Source organism: Aquirufa sp. TARAVU-A1A, assembly GCF_054558675.1.
The window spans coordinates 51,296-70,506 of the sequence record NZ_JBPXKP010000002.1 but is presented as its reverse complement, the minus strand read 5'-3'; the positions used below and the strand labels follow the sequence as shown (position 1 = coordinate 70,506).

General features: G+C 39.6%; 20 protein-coding genes and 2 tRNA genes. 9 read left to right on the top strand and 13 right to left on the bottom strand.

Features of this window, described 5'->3' with window-relative positions; all coding sequences use genetic code 11:
* Positions 1-38 precede the first annotated feature (38 nt).
* From pnp to V7S75_RS02920, 4 genes are all read right to left on the bottom strand, one after another.
* Positions 39-2,180: a polyribonucleotide nucleotidyltransferase gene (gene pnp, locus V7S75_RS02935; RefSeq protein ID WP_459511217.1), complete on the bottom strand. Its 2,142-nt coding sequence runs from the start codon at positions 2,178-2,180 to the stop codon at positions 39-41.
* 117 nt (positions 2,181-2,297) lie between these two features.
* Positions 2,298-2,573, bottom strand: coding sequence for a 30S ribosomal protein S15 (gene rpsO / locus V7S75_RS02930; RefSeq protein ID WP_459511215.1), 276 nt, complete (start codon positions 2,571-2,573; stop codon positions 2,298-2,300).
* 71 nt (positions 2,574-2,644) lie between these two features.
* The gene (locus V7S75_RS02925; RefSeq protein WP_459511213.1) at positions 2,645-4,090 is read right to left on the bottom strand and encodes an LptF/LptG family permease; all 1,446 of its coding nucleotides are present in this window, start codon (positions 4,088-4,090) and stop codon (positions 2,645-2,647) included.
* 1 nt (position 4,091) lies between these two features.
* Positions 4,092-4,484, bottom strand: coding sequence for an START-like domain-containing protein (locus V7S75_RS02920; protein ID WP_459511212.1), 393 nt, complete (start codon positions 4,482-4,484; stop codon positions 4,092-4,094).
* A gap of 153 nt (positions 4,485-4,637) precedes the next feature.
* On the opposite strand from V7S75_RS02920, the gene V7S75_RS02915 reads away from it, so the two are divergent.
* Positions 4,638-4,711, top strand: a tRNA-Met gene (locus V7S75_RS02915).
* 214 nt (positions 4,712-4,925) lie between these two features.
* On the opposite strand, the gene V7S75_RS02910 is transcribed toward V7S75_RS02915, so the two are convergent.
* Together V7S75_RS02910 and V7S75_RS02905 are read right to left on the bottom strand one after the other, a co-directional pair.
* Positions 4,926-5,390 (bottom strand): deoxycytidylate deaminase, encoded by a 465-nt coding sequence (locus tag V7S75_RS02910; RefSeq protein WP_459511210.1) that lies wholly within the window; start codon positions 5,388-5,390, stop codon positions 4,926-4,928.
* Between the two features lie 89 nt (positions 5,391-5,479).
* Complete coding sequence (locus V7S75_RS02905; RefSeq protein ID WP_459511208.1) at positions 5,480-5,992, bottom strand: FKBP-type peptidyl-prolyl cis-trans isomerase; 513 nt, start codon at positions 5,990-5,992, stop codon at positions 5,480-5,482.
* A gap of 183 nt (positions 5,993-6,175) precedes the next feature.
* On the opposite strand from V7S75_RS02905, the gene holA reads away from it, so the two are divergent.
* Positions 6,176-7,216, top strand: a complete 1,041-nt coding sequence (holA, locus tag V7S75_RS02900) for a DNA polymerase III subunit delta (protein WP_459511206.1) — start codon at positions 6,176-6,178, stop codon at positions 7,214-7,216.
* On the opposite strand, the gene V7S75_RS02895 is transcribed toward holA, so the two are convergent.
* Entirely contained in the window at positions 7,213-7,851 is a 639-nt protein-coding gene (locus tag V7S75_RS02895) for a hypothetical protein (protein ID WP_459511204.1), read from the bottom strand. The genes holA and V7S75_RS02895 overlap by 4 nt on opposite strands.
* 233 nt (positions 7,852-8,084) lie before the next feature.
* Here V7S75_RS02895 and V7S75_RS02890 point away from each other — a divergent pair.
* Positions 8,085-8,157: transfer RNA gene (locus tag V7S75_RS02890), tRNA-Lys, on the top strand.
* A gap of 76 nt (positions 8,158-8,233) precedes the next feature.
* On the opposite strand, the gene V7S75_RS02885 is transcribed toward V7S75_RS02890, so the two are convergent.
* The gene (locus tag V7S75_RS02885; protein ID WP_459511202.1) at positions 8,234-8,854 is read right to left on the bottom strand and encodes a hypothetical protein; all 621 of its coding nucleotides are present in this window, start codon (positions 8,852-8,854) and stop codon (positions 8,234-8,236) included.
* A 266-nt stretch (positions 8,855-9,120) separates the two neighbouring features.
* Between V7S75_RS02885 and V7S75_RS02880 the strand changes: the two genes are divergently transcribed.
* The 3 genes from V7S75_RS02880 (at position 9,121) to V7S75_RS02870 (ending at position 10,013) form a co-directional block, all read left to right on the top strand.
* Positions 9,121-9,306: a type II toxin-antitoxin system HicA family toxin gene (locus V7S75_RS02880; RefSeq protein ID WP_459511200.1), complete on the top strand. Its 186-nt coding sequence runs from the start codon at positions 9,121-9,123 to the stop codon at positions 9,304-9,306.
* Between the two features lie 6 nt (positions 9,307-9,312).
* A complete protein-coding gene (locus V7S75_RS02875) occupies positions 9,313-9,705 on the top strand; it encodes a helix-turn-helix domain-containing protein (protein WP_459511199.1) in 393 nt (130 codons plus the stop codon).
* 71 nt (positions 9,706-9,776) lie between these two features.
* Entirely contained in the window at positions 9,777-10,013 is a 237-nt protein-coding gene (locus V7S75_RS02870) for a hypothetical protein (RefSeq protein ID WP_459511197.1), read from the top strand.
* Between the two features lie 45 nt (positions 10,014-10,058).
* On the opposite strand, the gene V7S75_RS02865 is transcribed toward V7S75_RS02870, so the two are convergent.
* Together V7S75_RS02865 and V7S75_RS02860 are read right to left on the bottom strand one after the other, a co-directional pair.
* Positions 10,059-11,252 (bottom strand): esterase, encoded by a 1,194-nt coding sequence (locus V7S75_RS02865; protein WP_459511196.1) that lies wholly within the window; start codon positions 11,250-11,252, stop codon positions 10,059-10,061.
* Between the two features lie 300 nt (positions 11,253-11,552).
* A complete protein-coding gene (locus tag V7S75_RS02860) occupies positions 11,553-11,816 on the bottom strand; it encodes a hypothetical protein (RefSeq protein ID WP_459511194.1) in 264 nt (87 codons plus the stop codon).
* A 157-nt stretch (positions 11,817-11,973) separates the two neighbouring features.
* On the opposite strand from V7S75_RS02860, the gene V7S75_RS02855 reads away from it, so the two are divergent.
* Positions 11,974-12,702 carry a hypothetical protein gene (locus V7S75_RS02855; protein ID WP_459511192.1) on the top strand — a complete coding sequence of 243 codons (729 nt, stop codon included), beginning with the start codon at positions 11,974-11,976 and terminating at the stop codon, positions 12,700-12,702.
* A gap of 29 nt (positions 12,703-12,731) precedes the next feature.
* Here the strand turns inward: V7S75_RS02855 and V7S75_RS02850 are convergent, their stop codons facing one another.
* Genes V7S75_RS02850 through V7S75_RS02840 form a run of 3 tightly spaced genes read right to left on the bottom strand, consistent with a single transcriptional unit; the run spans position 12,732 to position 17,304 of the window.
* Entirely contained in the window at positions 12,732-13,445 is a 714-nt protein-coding gene (locus V7S75_RS02850) for a hypothetical protein (RefSeq protein WP_459511190.1), read from the bottom strand.
* Positions 13,442-15,490: a DUF1501 domain-containing protein gene (locus V7S75_RS02845; protein WP_459511189.1), complete on the bottom strand. Its 2,049-nt coding sequence runs from the start codon at positions 15,488-15,490 to the stop codon at positions 13,442-13,444. Before V7S75_RS02845 ends, V7S75_RS02850 begins: the two co-directional genes overlap by 4 nt.
* Positions 15,491-15,534: 44 nt before the next feature.
* The gene (locus V7S75_RS02840) at positions 15,535-17,304 is read right to left on the bottom strand and encodes a DUF1800 domain-containing protein (protein ID WP_459511187.1); all 1,770 of its coding nucleotides are present in this window, start codon (positions 17,302-17,304) and stop codon (positions 15,535-15,537) included.
* 29 nt (positions 17,305-17,333) lie between these two features.
* Here V7S75_RS02840 and V7S75_RS02835 point away from each other — a divergent pair, with 29 nt between their 5' ends.
* Together V7S75_RS02835 and V7S75_RS02830 are read left to right on the top strand one after the other, a co-directional pair.
* The gene (locus V7S75_RS02835; protein WP_459511186.1) at positions 17,334-17,828 is read left to right on the top strand and encodes a Rieske 2Fe-2S domain-containing protein; all 495 of its coding nucleotides are present in this window, start codon (positions 17,334-17,336) and stop codon (positions 17,826-17,828) included.
* 170 nt (positions 17,829-17,998) lie between these two features.
* Positions 17,999-19,210, top strand: a complete 1,212-nt coding sequence (locus V7S75_RS02830) for a hypothetical protein (protein ID WP_459511185.1) — start codon at positions 17,999-18,001, stop codon at positions 19,208-19,210.
* Position 19,211: the final 1 nt, after the last annotated feature.

Here is a 19,211-nt window from a genome sequence, read left to right as displayed (position 1 = left end):
GGGCAAAAGGTTTCGCTTTTGCCCATTAATTGAAAATATTACTCCGCTTGTGCGGGAGCTTCTGGTTTTGGTAAAAGAACTTTGGCAGATAAACGGAATTTGCCCGTTTTCTTATCTACCTCAACTAATTTTACTTTCACTTTATCACCTTCTTTGAAAACGCCGTCCATCGTATCGATACGATCCCATGATATTTCAGAGATGTGCAATAAACCGTCTTTTCCTGGAAGGAATTCAACGAATGCACCGAAAGCTTGGATATTCTTCACTTTTCCTTCGTAAACCTCTCCTACTTCCGGAACGGTTACGATGTTTTTCACCATACGAACAGCGTGAGCCATGGCTTCGCCGTTAGAAGAGAAGATGCTTACGTATCCACCATCTTCTTTTTCTTCAATCGTTACCGTAGCACCTGATTGTTTTTGGATATCTTGAACGACTTTACCACCTGGTCCGATTACCGCACCGATTTGGTCTTTCATGATTTTGATTACCGTAGCACGTGGAGTTTGAGGCTTGAATTCAGCACGAACAGCCGGCATCGCTTTCTTCATCTCGTTCAAGATGTGTAAACGACCTTCTTTTGCTTGTGTTAACGCTTCTGCCAAAACTTCGTATGACAAACCTTGAACTTTGATGTCCATTTGGCAAGCCGTGATACCGTTTTCAGTACCTGTAACTTTAAAGTCCATATCGCCCAAGTGATCTTCATCACCTAAGATATCAGATAATACTGCGTATTTACCTGTTTTAGAATCGGAGATCAATCCCATCGCGATACCTGAAACAGGCGCTTTGATTTGAACACCAGCATCCATTAAGGCTAAAGTACCCGCACAAACAGTAGCCATCGATGATGAACCATTTGATTCTAGGATATCAGAAACAACACGTAATGTATAAGGGAATTGCTCCATAGGAGGCAATACTTTCTTAATCGCACGCATGGCCAAGTTACCATGACCTACTTCACGACGTCCTACGCCACGGTTTGGCTTAACTTCACCTGTTGAGAAACCTGGGAAGTTGTAGTGCAACATGAATTTATTGTAACCTTGTGTCATCGGTTGGTCGATGATTTGTTCATCCATCTTCGTACCCAAAGTAACAGTTGTCAACGATTGCGTTTCACCACGTGTAAACACAGATGAACCGTGTGGCGTAGGTAAATAATCTACTTCACAAGTGATTTGACGAATTTCGTTCAATTTACGACCATCTAAACGGTAACGCTCTTGCAATACCAATTGGCGCGCCGCTTCTTTTTCGATATCATGTAAATAAACTTTCGCTAAGGAAATGTTTACGGTGTGATCTTCAGGTAATGAAGCGATAAACTCATCTACGATGGCTTTGAAAGCTGCTTTACGCTCTTCTTTCTTCGGATTAGCTTGTTTTGCAACGGCTAAATACTTCTCATAGTAGTTTTTCCACAATTCAGCACGTAACTCTTCGTCATGTGTTTCGTGTGAATAAACACGTTTTTCTGTCTTACCGCAAGCAACGGTTAATTCGTTCAATGCTTGGCATTGTAATTTGATTGCATCGTGCGCGATACGTAAAGCTTCTAACATTTCTGTTTCTGAAACCTCATCGCCTTCGCCTTCCACCATCAAAATGTCATTTGCATTAGCTGCAACGATTAATTCTAGGGAAGCACCAGCTAATTCGCTTACACTTGGGTTAACTTTATATTCTCCGTTGATTTTCGCAACGCGAACTTCTGAAATAGGACCATTGAATGGGATATCCGATACTGCTAAAGCAGCAGCAGCAGCTAAACCTACAAATGCATCAGGTAAAACCTCGGCATCTGCTGAGATTAAATTGATTAACACTTGTACATCCGCATGGTAATCATCTGGGAAAGTTGGTCGCAAAGCGCGGTCAACTAAACGAGAGATAAGGATTTCATAATCTGAAAGGCGTGCCTCTCTTTTTAAGAAAGATCCTGGGATACGTCCATTAGACGCAAATTTTTCTTGATAATCAACTGATAAAGGAAGGAAATCAACGCCTTCTTTGGCCTCTTTGTTTGCTACAACGGTAGCGAGCAGCATCATATTTCCCGACTTGATAACAACAGATCCATCCGCTTGCTTGGCTAACTTGCCAGTTTCAATTTGGATTTCCTTGCCATCAGGCATTGAAATATGCTTTGTAATGATGTTAAATGACATACGTTTCGGAATAAATTTTCACGCAACCTTGCGTGAGTAGAATGTTTGTTTGATGAATTCAAACGGGGTAAAAAGAAATAAAACAGGGCTCCTAAATGAAAGGAACCCTGCTTGTATTTATTTACGAATACCTAATTCAGCAATGATCGCACGGTAACGTGAGATATCAGTACGAGTTAAATAATCAAGTAAACGACGACGCTTACCTACTAATTTCAAAAGTCCTAAGCGTGTGCTATGGTCTTTCTTGTTTTTCTTAAGGTGCTCAGTCAAATGATTGATTCTGAATGTGAATAACGCAATTTGCGACTCAGCAGAACCAGTATCGATTTTTGACTTTGCTTTCCCTTTTGATTCGAAAATCGTTTGTTTTACTTCGGGTGACAAATACATCTTTTACCAGTTTATAAAGTTTGAAAAATTAATTCGCAAAAGTACATAGAATTGTCGGAACGCGCAAATGCTTAGCTTGAATATTTCTGCCGACGTGTTTTCCAACTTTTCATGCGTTCCCAAAGAACCCGGTAGAAGTCGGATTCGAACAATCGGGAATCATTCAATGCGATTTTTAAGAAATACGTACCAATGATTGTTAAGAGACCATTGGATATCCATGCGCCAATCTCTACGAGCACCTTCCCTTCTTTAGCCATTTTGTCGCCTTGTTGGGTTAAGATATACATTAAGATAAAGAAAGACACCGCTACAACCACCGGCACACCAAATCCTCCTTTTTTAATAATAGCTCCTAAAGGTGCCCCTATCAAGAACATCACTAAGATGGCGAGGGATGTTGTGAACTTCTTATGCCATTCTAAACGGGTGGTTTTGAGTTTGTCTTGACGCGTTTCTAATGAAGTTAAGTTGGTTTGCGCGAATGTCTGCATGTTTTGCACTTGCTGAATCGCGATATCCATGGGATCGCGCGCCGTTTTTTCCGCTAATCCTTTCTTTAGTCGGCCTGTTACCCATTTGGTATTTTTGACTACTTTGATCGATTGGTTGATGGGTTTATGGAAATAAAGGAAATTAGGGCCTAATGCTCCAATGAATCCTTTTTTCATGATGCGCATGACACGTCGCAGTGAATCTTCGTCGGCTTGCAACTGGATATTATTGCGCATGATTTCATAATGTGCGAATTGGCTTTCTTCGGTTTTATGAAGGTCAAAGGCGTCCAATGACATGACGATTTTACTCTTATTAAAATGGTGTACTGCCAAATCGGATGCATCTAGATTGCTTCCTCGGTCGGCATCTTCCACATAATCTTTGCCATTAAACAATTCAAAAACGAGGTATTTTTTTCCATACATCGTGTACATCAAACCGGAGTCGGCCAATGTCACATGTCGGTTTCCATCATTATGTGTATGATCGTAAATGATCAGGGATTTCAGTGTTTTGTTGTCGGGGTACTTTTTTGCCACCTTAATCGCATAACCGGGTAAGTCGGAATAAAAGATTCCTTCCTTGATATTCAAGGTCGTTTTGGTGGTTTTGATATCATATAAAAGCCCCCAGCCTTTCAAGTTGGCCCAAGGCATTGCGACATTATTAAACCAAAACATGAAGCCCGACAATAAAATGGCGACGATCATGATAGGTCTAAAAACGCGGAATATGGAAATTCCAGCACTTTTGAGCGCGGTTAGTTCGAAGTTTTCGCCCAATTTTCCAAAGGTCATCAAAGACGAAAGCAATACAGATAGCGGTAAGGCTAGTGGTAAGGTGATGAGAGAAAAATAGAAGAAAAGTTCGATGTAGACGCCCACGCCTAGGTCTTTGCCGAATAGGTCAGCAAAGTAGAACAAGACCAAACGCAATAAAAAGATGAATATTACGATGAGTGTTGTTAGGACAAAGGGTCCCCAGAAGGCATTTAGGACTAATTTATCTATTTTACGCATACTAACTCCCTACGATCTCTTTGAGTTTATCAGTTAAATAATCCCAAAGTTCTTGGGCGTCGTCGGCCGACTTGAACGTCGATGCGGTATCTGTAATGACCAAATAGGTTGTATTACTGAGTTCGCTGACGTCTAATTTGAATTCAATGCAAGCGCTGTGAGCGGCTTGGCCGGGCTTTGTGAAGTCTAATTTGAAGCTTTTGTTCGATTTATTATGAACTATTGTTGCGGGATGGTTCTCGTTGTCCCAGAAAAAATTAAAGCCGAGATTCGTTTGAACAGTTACTTTGTCGGCAAACCATTGTTGAAGCCCAGAGGCCGTGCTCAAATACGGATAAAGTACTTTGGGCGAGGCTTTTAGCTCATATTCAAATTCATAGCTTGAAGCTGGCATAATGCAATGGGGTTTTCATGGATGGGTCAAAAATTGTCCCTATAAACAAAGGTAAACGAATTCAGATGAATCGCAAATCCCACACAAATTTAATAAGTATTCAGAAAATATTTGTGACTCTTACTCCTTTCGATTACCTTTGCACCATATTTCGGCGGGGTAGCTCAGATGGTTAGAGCGTTGGATTCATAACCCAAAGGTCGGCAGTTCGATTCTGCTCCCCGCTACAAAAAAAAGACTTCGTGTAATGCGAGGTTTTTTTTTGGACTTTAGACGTTGGACTTTAGACGTTGGATTGTAGAGACGCGATACCTCGCGTCTTTTTTATTTTAGACGCGAGGTATCGCGTCTCTACAATTACAGATGAAACATGCCAGGTGGACAAACAAAAAAAAGACGCGATGTATCGCGTCTCTACAGATTGATTCGATTTTCGCGTCTCTACACTAGGTCTTTATAGGCAAGTACCTCTACCCCAAATTTTCGCAAGAAATCCACGCCTTCATCAGAAGCTAATCCTTTGTAAGCGGCGTAGCTATTCAAATAGATAACCCGTTTGATTTTCATGCTGTAGATAATCCTAGCGCAGGAAATACATGGCGAAAGCGTGACATAAATGGTTGATCCTTCAATAGAAGCTCCATTTTTGGATGCATATAAGATGGCATTTTGTTCTGCATGAAGGGCTAAGGAACAAGATCCTTTGGAGTCTTTCGGGCAGCCTCCCTCCTCGTGAAAATCCTCGTCACAGTTATGCGTTCCTTGCGGCGGTCCATTGTAGCCAATGGAAATGATGCGGGTATCTTTGGTCAACACAGCTCCTACCTGCGCTCGCGTACAATGCGAACGAAGTGCTAAACTCTGTGCTAAATCCATGTAAATGGAGTCGAAGGAGGGTTTCAACATAAGACGTTAGACTTTTGACGTTAGACTTTGGACGTTAGACTTTGTTAATAAAGATTTTATTCTAAAGTCCAACGTCCAACGTCTATTTATTAATGATGCACTCCCCCCTCACCATGCACGTGTCCGTGCGCGATTTCGTCGGCGGTAGCTTCTCTGATTTTGATAACTTTTCCAGTAAAAATTAATTCTTTTTCTGCCAAAGGGTGGTTGAAGTCCATCATCACATGGTCATCGCCAATGGAAACGACCATACCTTGCATGCGGTTTCCTTGATCATCCGTCATCGGGATGTAATTACCTACTTTTAGAATATCGTCGGCTTTTTGGCCATCCACTTCAAAAATAGACTTGGGTAAAGAAATGATGGCATTGGGATCAATATTCCCGTAAGCATCTTCTGCTGCGATGTTGAAATTAAAGCTATCCCCTGCTTTCAGGCCTAGTAAATTAGCTTCGAAGCTTTCTGGTAGGCCGCTTAAGCCATGGATGAATACCATCGGTTCGTTTTCATCTACGATTTCAACGACATCCGGTTGGCCATTTTCATCTGGGAATGCTAATTCATACGAGATGAAAACAACGGAATTGGGTGCTATTTGCATGAAAGGGTGTTTTGATTTGAGGGGTAAAGGTAGCAAAAAGAGTTTAGAAGTCCGAAGGAGATTAGTCCGAAGTAAAATAGTCCGTTTTCCCTTCGGACTTTGGATTATAACCTAATCCCCTCCGGACTTTTTCCCTTCGGACTATATTTTTATCTTTGTGAAAGCGAAAGCGACTGTCCCTCTATGCAAAAAACGATTCAAGAAGTACTTAAAGACATCAAAGCGAAAAAATACGCGCCAATCTATGTAATACATGGAGATGAGTCGTTTTTTATCGACCAATTGGCCGATGCGTTTGAGGAGCAGGTACTGACGGAATCCGAGAAGAGTTTCAATCAATTTGTGCTTTTTGGTAAGGATCAAACCATGGGTTCCGTGATTTCCTATGCACGGCGTTACCCCATGATGGCGGATAAACAGGTTATTATCGTTAAGGAAGCCAGTTTTTTAGAGGCTTTGGCCAAAGGAAAAGAAGCCAAAGGCAATGAGGACATGAAAGCTTGGGAGGATTATTGTGCGCGGCCAACGGAATCTACGCTCTTAGTTTTTACGATCAAGAGTTTGGTGAATGAAAAGGCCAAAATCCTCACGCTACTTGAAAAAAATGGTGTCGTTGTTTGTTCCAAAAAGGTTAAGGACGGCCAAGTGGGTTCGTGGTTGAAGGATTATTTGGCCCAACACCATTTAGGGATTCAAGTAGCTTCTTTGGAATTGATGGTTTCCTATGTGGGTACCGACTTGCAACGCATGGCGCATGAGGCGGATAAATTGATTGTCAATTGCCCCGCGGGCGCTGAGATTGGTCCTGAGGAGGTTGAGAAATATGTGGGAATCAGTCGGGAGTATAATGTTTTTGAATATCAAGCAGCTTTGATGCAACGAAATGTGGCCAAAGCGCAGAAAATTGCCTTTTATTTGGCCGATAATACAAAGCAAAACCCCTTGCCTATTCTATTGGCGACTTTGTTTGGGACTTTTTCTAAAGTATTGATGGTTCATGATTTGGGTTCTTTATCGGATAATGAATTAGCCAAAGAGATTGGTGTTAATCCCTATTTTGTGCGGGATTATGTTACGGCGAAGCGTAATTATCCGATTGCAAAGGTGGTGAGGATGTTGGAGGCCATTAAAAATGCCGACTTAAAATTCAAGGGGATCATTGGTGCGGCGGAATCAGACCGTGATATTTTGATGGATTTGAGCTTTGAGCTCTTGCATCTTTAGTTGATTGCCGTATAATCGCTGGCCTTGATATAGCCCACTTGGCCATTTACAATACAAGTTACCCAAATATCTTGGGTGTTCCAGTAATTTACACGATTTCCTTTCTTGAGAATCTGCATGACAGGTGCGGCTGAAGATGCATGTGCGCGTAGGTAGGCTTTATCTTTGGTAATTATTCCAAAACGTAATAAGCCTGGCAGGTTCGTGAATAAACCTAGAAAAAGTAAGTATGCACTAAGAAAGACCAATTGTGTCCGTGGGATGCGGCTCTTGCGCAGGTATTTGCGAAATAGAATGATGATGGCATATAGGCCAAGGAGTAATAAAATGCCTAATAAGTAGGGGAAAATGGAGAAATAGATCCATTCGAATTGATCGATGAGGGAAACGGCGTATCCGTCGAGTTGTTGCTTCTCTCCTATTTCAGCCAAACGATTTGCGATGGCAGGCGTATTTTGTTTGGCATGAATGCTGGAAAGGCGATACAATTCGCTGACCCAGTCATTTTTTACTTTGGCGATGTAGGCTAATTTGAACTGAATATTTTCTAATTCGCTTGAATTTGGATTCAAGTTCTTCCGGTAAATGCGTTCGGCTTCGAGCAGTCGGTTGGATTTAAACAAAGAATCTGCCAAATGAATTTGCTTTCTATCTATTTGGGAATAAGCAAATTGTGTTACGCCCAGATAAAAAAAACAAAAAAATATAACTTTATTTAGAAGCCTTGCTTGCATAATTCGAAAAACACTACTACTTTTGCATCGCAATAAGGCAATAAAATGCTTGAAATGCAAATGAAGGTCGGTCAGTGATCGAACTTCCTTTCGACTCTCGAGTGAGTCAATTGATATACAAGCTTCGGCTTGATGATTCCGTAGCTCAGTTGGTAGAGCAATACACTTTTAATGTATGGGTCCTGGGTTCGAATCCCAGCGGGATCACTTCTAAATTTAAAAAGCCTGCAATTTTTGCGGGCTTTTTTGTTTCTTTTGGATTTGGAATAATTAAATGTAATTATCACGGAATCATCCACTGAAAAGAATCTAGTTTGTAATCAAAGAAAGCTCTACGATGGCCTGAATGGTTTAGCCACAGCCAATCGATGGATTCAACCCTGATGGAAACGATGCCAAAATTCTTTTGACCTGCTTCACTTTCCTTCATGGTGAAGTTTTCTTGTTCAATATGTTCTGCTAATCCGCTTGTGGGGGCTAATGCAAAGCTCGAGGGACTAAAATCAGTTAGGTAACACTTTCGGCTACTTAAGGTCGTTTTATTCCATGCTTCGGAAGTAATTTCATTATTAAAATGACGTAAAGCTTTCCCTTTTACCCTTAATTGAATTCGAGCGGATGCATCATAAAATAGGGCACTGATTGAATCATTTTGGGCTAATTCAGCCCATTTATTACTTCTAATATCGGTGTGAAAACGCAATTCTCTTTCAGATGGAATAGCCTTACGTAAAACAACCGTTCGTATACTGACTTCATTTTGATTTAGCGTTGCAATGCTCGGGGTGTGAAAGGCATCTTTACTTTTTGTTGCCCCGATGACCAATCGTTCCCAAGATTCCTTTTCGAGTTCTTCTAAGCTGTAAATTATATCGTTGTATTGCGTGAAATTCTTCTTGTCCATCGACTGATTAGTAAGTGCATGTATTCAACTCGATTACACATACTTTGTTTTCAAGTTACAGATATGCTGTCCAATCGTATTAATTCGTCGTTTAAGTTATTGTGAACTTTATGTGCGTATCTGCACTCGAGCGATAGTAGTTAATATATGTTTAAACTGATTTTTTTGAATATTATCAGTTTTGCTTTTCGTCAGTCGATTTCTTTCCATCAACTTAGTTTTTCAATAATTTAATTGACAAAAAGTAAATTATAATTTACCTTGCTATGAAATATTCGGAAGCCTATCGAATTTTGTTATCGGATGGATGGTATCCCGTTTCTCAAAAAGGTTCTCACATGAAGTTGAGGCACAAATTAAAACCTGGAATAATCATTTTTCCGAATCATGGAAGTCAAGAGTTGGGAAAAGGATTAGAAAAGGCATTATTTAAGCAAGCTAGAATAAAATAATTCGCTATGAAGAAATTAGCTAAGAAGATAGAAGTTTGTGTAGAGAAAACGAACACAGGTTATTCTGCTTATGTGGAATATTTATCTGTTTTTACGTCGGCTCAGACCATAACCGAATTATATAAAAATTTACTTGAGGCGATTAACTTGGCTTTAGCGGAAGAGGGAAAAGAAGTGACGATGGATCAAATCAAACTAAATTTAGATTTCAAACAGTTTTTCCAATTTTATAAGGTGTTGAATGCCAATTTCTTAGCCAAACGAATTGGGATGAATCCTACCCTTTTATCACAATACGTCCGAGGGAAAAAGCAGCCTTCCGCAAAGCAGTCTGAGAAAATTATTCAGGGGGTCCAACAAATCGGACAAGAATTGGCGGATATCTGCTTAATTCGATAGATCATTCTCTTTTCGAATAACAATTTGTGATTAGGTTGCCTATCTTCATGACTTATCAAAATATAATTGCCATGTCATTCTTCCGCAAATACAGTATTACCATCTGCGTTATCCTGGATTCACTCATTTGTCTGATGCTTCCGCGTGGGCATGTATTTGAAGCTCCTAAATTATACGTACATCTTGTCACCTTATTAGCCATAACGCTTTTGGCTTATGTGAATCGCGCTTATGTTACGATTCATTGGAAAGCAGCATTGATTCTGCTGATATTATTATCTATTTATTTTCTTATTGCACGAGTGTAGTCAAATTAAAAGAGCCTCCCAAACGGAAGGCTCTGAAATCATATTTTAAAAGATCATCTTCGCGAATTCGGATAAATAAACCCGCCAATTTGTCCAGGTATGTCCCCCTTCGCTTTCGCGGTATACGTAACGAAACGCATGCTCGTCCAATTTTTTACGCATGGTTACCACACTTTCGATCAAGAAATCGTCTTTACCACATGCGATCCAATAAAGCGCGGGATTGGCCTTTTTTAAGCCTTCGATTTGTTGGTCTCGTTGGGATGCGTCTACTTTCACGCCAAACCGACTTAAATCCGCAAAGCCCATACTCATGACGCCGATGTAATTGAATAAATTAGGATGTTCAAAGGACGTATTGATGGTTTGTAATCCGCCCATGCTGAGACCCGTTAAGGCTCTGCTTTCCTTGTTTTTTTTCACGCGGTAGTGATTCTCGATGAATGGAATCACATCCGCCACCAAACTTTTTTCGAATAACATGCTTCCCATACCTCCTACTGGCAAATTAGCCACAGGAATGTTAGGGCTAATCACATTGGCTGCCACTTGATTCGGGTTACCATTTGTCATCACCACAATCATCGGTTTGGCTTTACCCGCATTGATTAAATTGTCCAAAATGTTGGCAGCTACTCCTAAAGTTGGCCAGGCTTCCTCATCGCCCCCTCCTCCATGCAAGAGGTATAAAACAGGGTAAGATGCTTTGGAATCCTCATATCCTGGAGGGGTATAAACATGCATTCTACGCGTTAAATTAAGGGTTTTGGAATCATACCAAACTTGATGCATACTCCCTTTGGGACCCGTTTTGGCCCAATATAAATCGGAGGCGGGACCTGCCACATAAAGTAGGCTTTCCGTTCTAAATGTACCATCACGGGCAACTTTTAAATTGGATGGATCCAAAGTTGTCACCCCGTCCACGATGAATGTATAGCCATATAATTCCGGCGCCATGGTAGGAATTTTGGTAGACCAAACACCTGAAGCGTCTTTTACGAGTTCGACTAATTGCCGACTAGCCCCTTGCCCATTGGGATTTGGGACCATGGCCATCCAGTTACCTGATAATTTAACAGACGAAGCTGCGGGAGCTTTCAATCGGAAAATAACATCGTTTGATGGGGTAATTTCTGGCGAAATTAATCGTTCCACTTGCCCCACTTCTTGGGCAAAGGTTTGAAACGACAGACATGCTGCTAGCGCAGCCAAAAGCTTGAATTTGTTTCTTTTCATTTTAAATAGGTTTTTTTCAATATTAGTCAATTTGTGGCAGAATGTGGCGGGCTTTTTTCAATTTTGAGAAGTGTATAACTTTGATTTGGGCTTTTAAAATTCGAATTTTCTGGGGAAATTTACAAAGGGCTCACTTTCAGTACATTAGTCAAGTTTAATCCTAGTTGATGAAAATTTATCGTGAGAAAAAAATAAATCTATCGAAAATCTTCAACTGATATTCTGAGTGACACAAAAACACCAATATACTTATCAAAATATCTTTTGTTGGTCTTTAAATTATGAAATTTTGAAAAGAAATTATTTTTTTGATTTATTGTTGAAAAATTGATTGACTTTATCTGCTGCAATTAAATTTGTAGCAAATATTAATACTAACGGACCAAGCACATAGACTAAAAACTCTGATAAGTCATAATTTTCTCTTACTTCAAAAGGATTGCTACTGTAATAGCTACTTTCAAAAGGAAAAAAATAATAATGATTAGTTCCATCCCAACCCAATACAAGGAATATTAGGTGTAAAAAAGCCCAAAGAGAATAATATCCGATATATTTTTTCATATTTACTGATTTGTTATTTTGTAAATTAAATTTTTAGTTAATTAATCTTAAAATAAAGATTGTAAGTAACATTATCAAATATTTGAATTTCTTGTTCAAAATAGATAAATCTTAAGTTAATTGATTTTTGGTTTACGATTTTTCAAATCGTTTTTTAATGAAAAATAACACAAATGAATTTATGAGTGAACTTATTGATTGTTTAAATAAAATTATAAAGGTTTCTGTTAATTGTGAGAGTGATATTGATCATGTTTTAAGATATTATGAAATTACTATAATTAAGTTTGAATCGATTTTATTTGGTAAACCTCTAAATTTCTTAAGCGCAGAAGACAAACGATTTAAAAACAAAGCAACCACGATAAAATATAGGATTATTGCTGATTTGTATAAAGAATTAGCTTTAGTCGTCTCTTTAAAATTAATTTCTGAAGGTGGTTTTTCTAATTTGGGGAAATTTAAAGAGGAAAAGATAGTCAATAGGCCATCAGGAATGTTTAGATATGAAATTGCGACAGGAATCAAAATTAAAACCCTAAGTATACCTTTAATTAAGTTTAGAATATTTAGTCAAATAAAAATACAAAATCTTCAATTGAATAATCTAGTAGAAGTGCAAACAGATTTTGATCAATTTGATGTTCACTCATGTAGTGTTAATAAACTTAATTATCTATTGCCTAAGGGGGGAAGTTTTTTTTGTCCTGGCTGTTTTTATCAACAACATATTTCAAAGAATCCTATTAATTTATCCAAAGAGGTTGAAAAAATCATGGTGTGGACCAAGACTAATATGTTACCTAATGAAATCTCAGAATATTTAATTTCAATATTAAATGAATCAAAGTATCCTGATTTTTGGATAAATAATGCAGATTCTTGATGTTTTTCTGGTTTTGAACTATTAATCCCTTAATTCACCCGAAACCCATTCACCGACGAATAACTCGCCGATTTGCTATCCATGGTTTTTACCATCCAATAATATATTTTACCTGATTGTACGGGTACAGATATAGTACTTGAGGTAGACTTTATCTTAGGCACTTCACCCAAGGCGACCTTGGCGAAATCTTCTCCTATATAGACTTCATAGGTTAAAGATTCAAAAGGGGTATCGGCGTCGGTGGCTTTCCAACTAAGCTTTATTTGGCCACTGACCGCATCAACAGATTCCCCTGATGCGGGAGAAAGTAGTTGAGCCGGATTGGGTGCCAGCGAACTCTCTCCAGTACCTGCAAAGAAAAATTTCCAAACGGGTGATGTTGCTGTAAGGCTTGTTTTGGTTGATTTAGAGACTACCGACCAAGCATAGGTCTCCCCTGCCGTCAAAGTAATTAAAGCCGGACTGGTCGTTGCGGTTTTCGTTTCGGTTACATTGGTCTTTAAATTCGTAATCTTGATTTCATAACTTGTTGCGGATGTTACCGGTGTCCATGTTAGCTGAACTTGATTCGTATTCACCGCCTCCAAACAGGTCGTATTATTCAAGGGTTTGCTTAATTCCACTGCATCAGGTGCTTTTTCAGGCTGCGCTGGTGTAACTGGGGTTGGCGCTTCTGATGGCGCCGACCCGCAAGAAATTATGAAAAAACAGAAAACTAGGATAATGCTATATCGAATCATTTTTTGACAATTTTGGCTTGTTGGTTGACAGTATTTCCATTTACCTGAACGAGGTAAATGCCAGCGGATAGACCGCTTAGGTCTAATTTGACTTCCCTATTCTCATCAGGTTGAAGATGCATCGAAACGACTTGGGACCCATTCAGATTAAACATGGTAATTTGAACCTCGCGATCTTGGCCACCTATATAAATGTTTAAGTCATTTTCGCAGGGATTGGGGAAGCAGCGGATTTGCTCCGTCTGGAATATTTCCTTGTAAAAGTTTCCTTGGCAGGCATGATCAGTCCAGACCTTAATCAGGTTGGGCCCTTTTTCTAAAGCAGCTGACCATGTATCCCCATTAACTTCATAGATCTTTTGGTTCAATTGAATGTAATATTGTTTGGACCCTGATAATGCTAATTCAATGCTATTTTTATCCGCGCTTATAACTGATTGTACGATCAAACTAGCCGGTTCTGTGATTTGAAAATCAAATCGTTGGCTGTAGTTTTTTTGTCCTTCAATGCTGATGTTCAACTGGTAGGTACCAGTGGCCAATTTGTCTAATAATTGACTTACACCGACACTTGATTTGATCGTTTGAGTGAAATTTGATGGCCCTTTGACATCCAATAGATACGTATATTTCTTATCTACAAAATCAATTTTCATCGCTCCATTGCTCATACCAGGACAGGTGGTAGCGATCATTTGTAAAACATAGTTATTCACTGGCATATTAAATACTTCGCAGCCATTAACATCGACCTTTGCCCCTATCGGTGTTGCTGGACATAGATCGAGTGCATCGGGAACTCCGTCACCGTCTGAATCATTGAATAATTTGATCAAAGGAACTTTGGGGAATTCCCGGAATAACACTTGATTGGTTGCTTTAGGGTCATTTCCCATCCACTGATTTAGCAAGGAACCGTAGACTTGTCGGAAATCATACGTAGCACTTAATTCGTCACTCGTCTTATAATCCAACGGAATTTTTGGATTAGCTCCTATCACACCGCCTTTGACCGAATTTCCAAAAACAAACATAGGTGCCACCGTACCATGATCCGTACCCGTACTTCCATTGGAATGAACTGTCCGCCCAAATTCAGAGAGCGTAACCCCTACAACGCGATCTCCTAAATTTTGAGCGTCCAAGTTTTTCATGAACGTGACAATGGCATCATTCACTTGTTTTAATAAATAAGCATGCTGTCCTTTCGTTGAATCTTGCACATCTACTTGTTTACTATGCGTATCAAATCCTGTCAGTTGGACCATGTAAACCCGCGTTTGCAATCCTCCTGAAATCAGCTTTTGAACAATTTTAAACTGATTCCCCAGGTCATTTTCTGCGAAAGCGAATGGTGTTGTACCCGAACGAAAAGCGGATTGAACGACTGAACCATACACCTGTGACTGTTTTCCGATGAGTTGTAAATAAGCTAATCTAGAACCTTGTATGGTAGCCGGATAAGTATTTACAAACGGATTCATTAAACTGTAGAATTGATCCGGATTGGAATAGACTAAACTTGTAAATGAGTTTTGGCCTTGAAATAATAAACTCGATTCCCCTCCTAATTCTATGGAGAGTGGATGTGGGAATTGAGGATTTGGGTAGGCATTAGGGTAATTGGGATGTTGATTTTCAATGTACCTGGCCATCCACCCCGAACTTACGTACTGATCGGTATCTGTTCCCGACATCCATATATCCGTTGACCGGAAATGGGAGAAATTGGGTTTGGTATACCCAACCGATTGAACAACCGCAAGTCGTTTTTCACTCAAAAGTGAATTCATCCCGGCCATAGCAGGGTGAAAGCCCAAGCTTGTACCCTCGACAGGTAAATATTTGTTTTCAGGTAAAATAACGCTCGGTCGGATGGTTTTCAGTAAACCATATTGTTCCATGGGCATCAACGTATTCAAGCCATCATTACCTCCATTGAGTCTCACAATGACCAAAATTTTCCCTGCTTCTGCGGTACTACTCAATAAATCTGAAAGTTCTAATTGGCCTAAACCAGGCAAAAAAGAGGGTATGGCTGCCATGTGCGCCATGTTATGTAAAAATTTCCGTCTGTTCATTCCCTGCATTAAAATAGTTGGGATTCTCCCATTTGATAGATGAAACCTAAACCCTTTGCCATCCGATTTTGAATCATCGAGGCATTTTCTGCTGATGGATTTGCTCGGTAGGCATTCCATAATTCAGTCCAATAATTTAAGTTCGGATTCCCTTGCATGATTTGACCGATGATTTGTTGTCTATTTTCTGAGCTGATACTCATGCCAATATGCCTTTCTACCAACTGGTCTACCAATTTTTCCAAATCACCTGGATTGTTAAACTGATTTAAATAGCTTGCCAAATTCGCCCGGACCTGTGCATAGGTTTTTGTGGAGCTGTTGTAATAGACACCTTGGCCCCAATTAAATAAAGCATCTGTGAATTGGGCTCTTTTGATGATTGTTTCGGAATTAATCCAGAATAAGTCATAGGCAGGCGCTTGGTAATAGGCAGGCCAACCGGATACGCTCGGTGGATCACCAATGTTCATACCCAAACTAATCATGGCGTTTTGAAGGCCATTGTAGCGCTTGAAATCATAATAGATACCATCACTACCTTTGGGAAATGGTTTGTAATTATTATCTAACAGAGGTAGGTCGAATTCTTTCAATAGTCCCACGACGAAATCAAGGGGCGATTTTACCATCGTTTTCATGTGTATGCTGTCAAAGAAATGCTCACTCATCAGTAAGGTGCGCAGCACGGGTAAGATTTCAAATTTGGCATCTTTGAAAATTTTAGCCAAGGGTGTGATAATCAAATCCTCTGTGGCAGCATCGATGCTTGGATTTACGAAAAAACTGTAAACTCGCCGACAAATGTATTTCGACATTTCGTCGGTCGCACAAATCATATCGATGGCTTCTCTAAGTTCCCCTTCAGCTCGGTCAGGGTTTGAGGAACCGGTGATTTTTTTATTGCCGTAAAATTCAGAAAACTGTTTATCACCCGTATCGTGGAAGTTGATGTTGTTTTTGACAACAGCGCGGCCTTCGGTCGTTTTGGTTTTTTCCCAATCAAATTGCCAACCCGTTAACAGGCGGGCCATTTCTGACACATCCTTCTCCGTATATTTGGAATTTGGGCCCTTACCTACCGTGAATAATTCTTGTAATTCACGTGCATAATTTTCATCTGGAGCGTATTTGTTGTTTTGATTTCCATTCAAATAAATGAGCATGGATGGATCAATGGTAACTTGGTAAATCAATTCCTTGAAATTGCCCAAGGATAAGTTGAATAAGGTATTTACGTAGTAAAAGGCATTTTTTGAGATTCCCGCATTTTGAATGGAACTAACCAACAGGTTATTATAGAAAAGTACCATGCGCCAATGAATGGAGGTCGACTGCTGGTTAAATTGTTTCAACATCCAGGATTTCAACGAAACCCATCGCGCCCCCCCTTGATTAACTTCCAAGGCATTTACCCAAACAGCACCTCTTGCGACATCATTTTTAACCTCATCGGGGTTGTCGATAATATCCAAATAATAATCGTTAATGGGTAAATCAAAGGCCTTTTCAGGTGTCAAAAGTAGGTCTATGCTTGCGCTTAAGGATAGATTTTGAATCTGCGTAAAACTTTGATGGCTGTATCCAATGAGTGTTCGATGGAGTAAGTGTTTTCGCTGAGCCGCACCAAATTCTCCCGTGTAAACATTAAGTCCTTTGCTAGAATTGAGGCTACGATCTTTCCGTACTCCAATGCTATCCCAGGATATATTTTCTTTTTGAAAAAGCGCGACCAAGTCGGGTTGTTTCATCGTGCCCGCAGGAACCTGTTTGTTCATTGTATCAAATTATTTTGTTTCTTGCCGCTATGAAGCGACGCGATTTTGTTCAACATATTTGCCCATCACTGGCAGTTTTGGCCCTTACAAATGCTTGTAAACAAGCGAATGACCCCGAGCCCTTGGTAACTTCGCCTGAAATTCAAGAATTCGAACGAGTAGCTACGAAGTACAATGAGGAAGGGTTTTACCTAGATGGAAACTTGGTTTTTGTCAACTTGTCAAATCCGGCTTTTTCAAAACTAGGAAACAATTTAGGATACGTAAATATGCTAGATGCAGGCGTCCTGCTGTTACGCGCCGACGAAAAGACCCTAAAAGCCTTCAGTAATTGCTGTCCACACCAAGGAATTCGAGGGGCTTGGGAGCTAGTTAATGGTCGTTTTAGGTGCGATAATCACGGGAATTCATACAATGTTAATGAGGTAAATGTTGTTTCATGTAGCTCAAACAGTGTTTCGGGTGGATTGCAACGTTTTTCAGTCGTGGCTTATCAAAATTTTCTGAAAATCACGAAGGCTTAATCAGAATTTGTCCGGCAGCTTTAAGAATCCAAATGTGTCCAAACTTGTCCAAATGAGTTCAAGTATGAGAATTCAATCTTGAATATCAATGAATTAACTTTTGGTGCGATTAAAATTTAGCAAAATCATCTCGAAAATAGTATCTTGATTCGAGGTTCTAAAAATGATTTATGCCAGCATCTATTCCGATTTCTGTTCAAGAGAAAAAGTGGTTTCTAAAATTGATTCATGAAGTTTACGGTATTCACTTGGTTGATGCCTATGCATGTCAACGATTCAGCGAGGAACTTTTAACTCGTGCCCGCATCTCGATTTCGTACAATACGCTTCGACGCCTTTTTGGGATCATTAAAGGTTCACATCAGGCTTCTCGATTTACCTTGGATTGCATTAGCAAAAGTTTAGGTTATGAAGATTTTGCCGACTTCCAGCAAGCTGTTAATCAATTAGAAGTTGATTTTTTCAATGATATATTAATTCTGAATCGGCTGAGTATTCAGCAAGACGATCAACTCATTTTGAGAATCGTGCAAGATTTTCAGTTTGTGACTTGGGATGAGGTCTATCAAATGAAATCCATTGTGGATTTGTGTATTGAGGTAGAGAATTTTCAATTGTTAAAGGCCATTTTTGAAACCCAATTTAACCTTCATCAGGAGGAAACCATTTGGAAATTATACGTTGCTTTTCAGTCCTTATTCATACAAAGTAAGCAAGGAAATCAAGCTGTTATTGATTTTGTGGAAGAATTGATGCCTCATAATGAGGTGGCCCAACGAATATTGTTGCAATTATTTGTCGATGAGGATTCTCTGACTGGATATTATGGCCGTTGGATTCAAGCAGCTTCTGTGGAGCTCGTTGAGGATATGGAGCTGTTCAAGCAACTGATGCAAATTCATTTAGCTATTTTGAAGCAAGATTCCGTAAATGCTCAAGAATTATTAAATCGATGTAATACCTTATTTAAGGAAAATAAAATGACATATCATCCCATACTGAAGGGGCGCTTAGCGGCATGGAATTTGATGCTGAAGGATGATCGGGAGATGTGTTATCGCTTGTTTGAAGGCTTACAATCAGTCAAAGATCAATTGTTTTTTATTGTGTTTTTTTACCGCTTGCAAGAAGTTTTTGGTCGGGACATCACGCTCATTGATTTGATTGAGCATCATCATTTTGCTGAATTCCGCATGACATTTACGTTTATTGAAAAGCAAAATTTGAATGTATTTTATTTGTTGAAGGCACGTTATTGGCTACTGAAAAATGATAAGGTTCAGATGGCTCAGGTGCTGTCTAAATTCAATCCTTTGTATAAATATTCGTGTTTATACGCATGGGTGGATACTCAATGGGCCCAATTAAACACGATGTTATAAA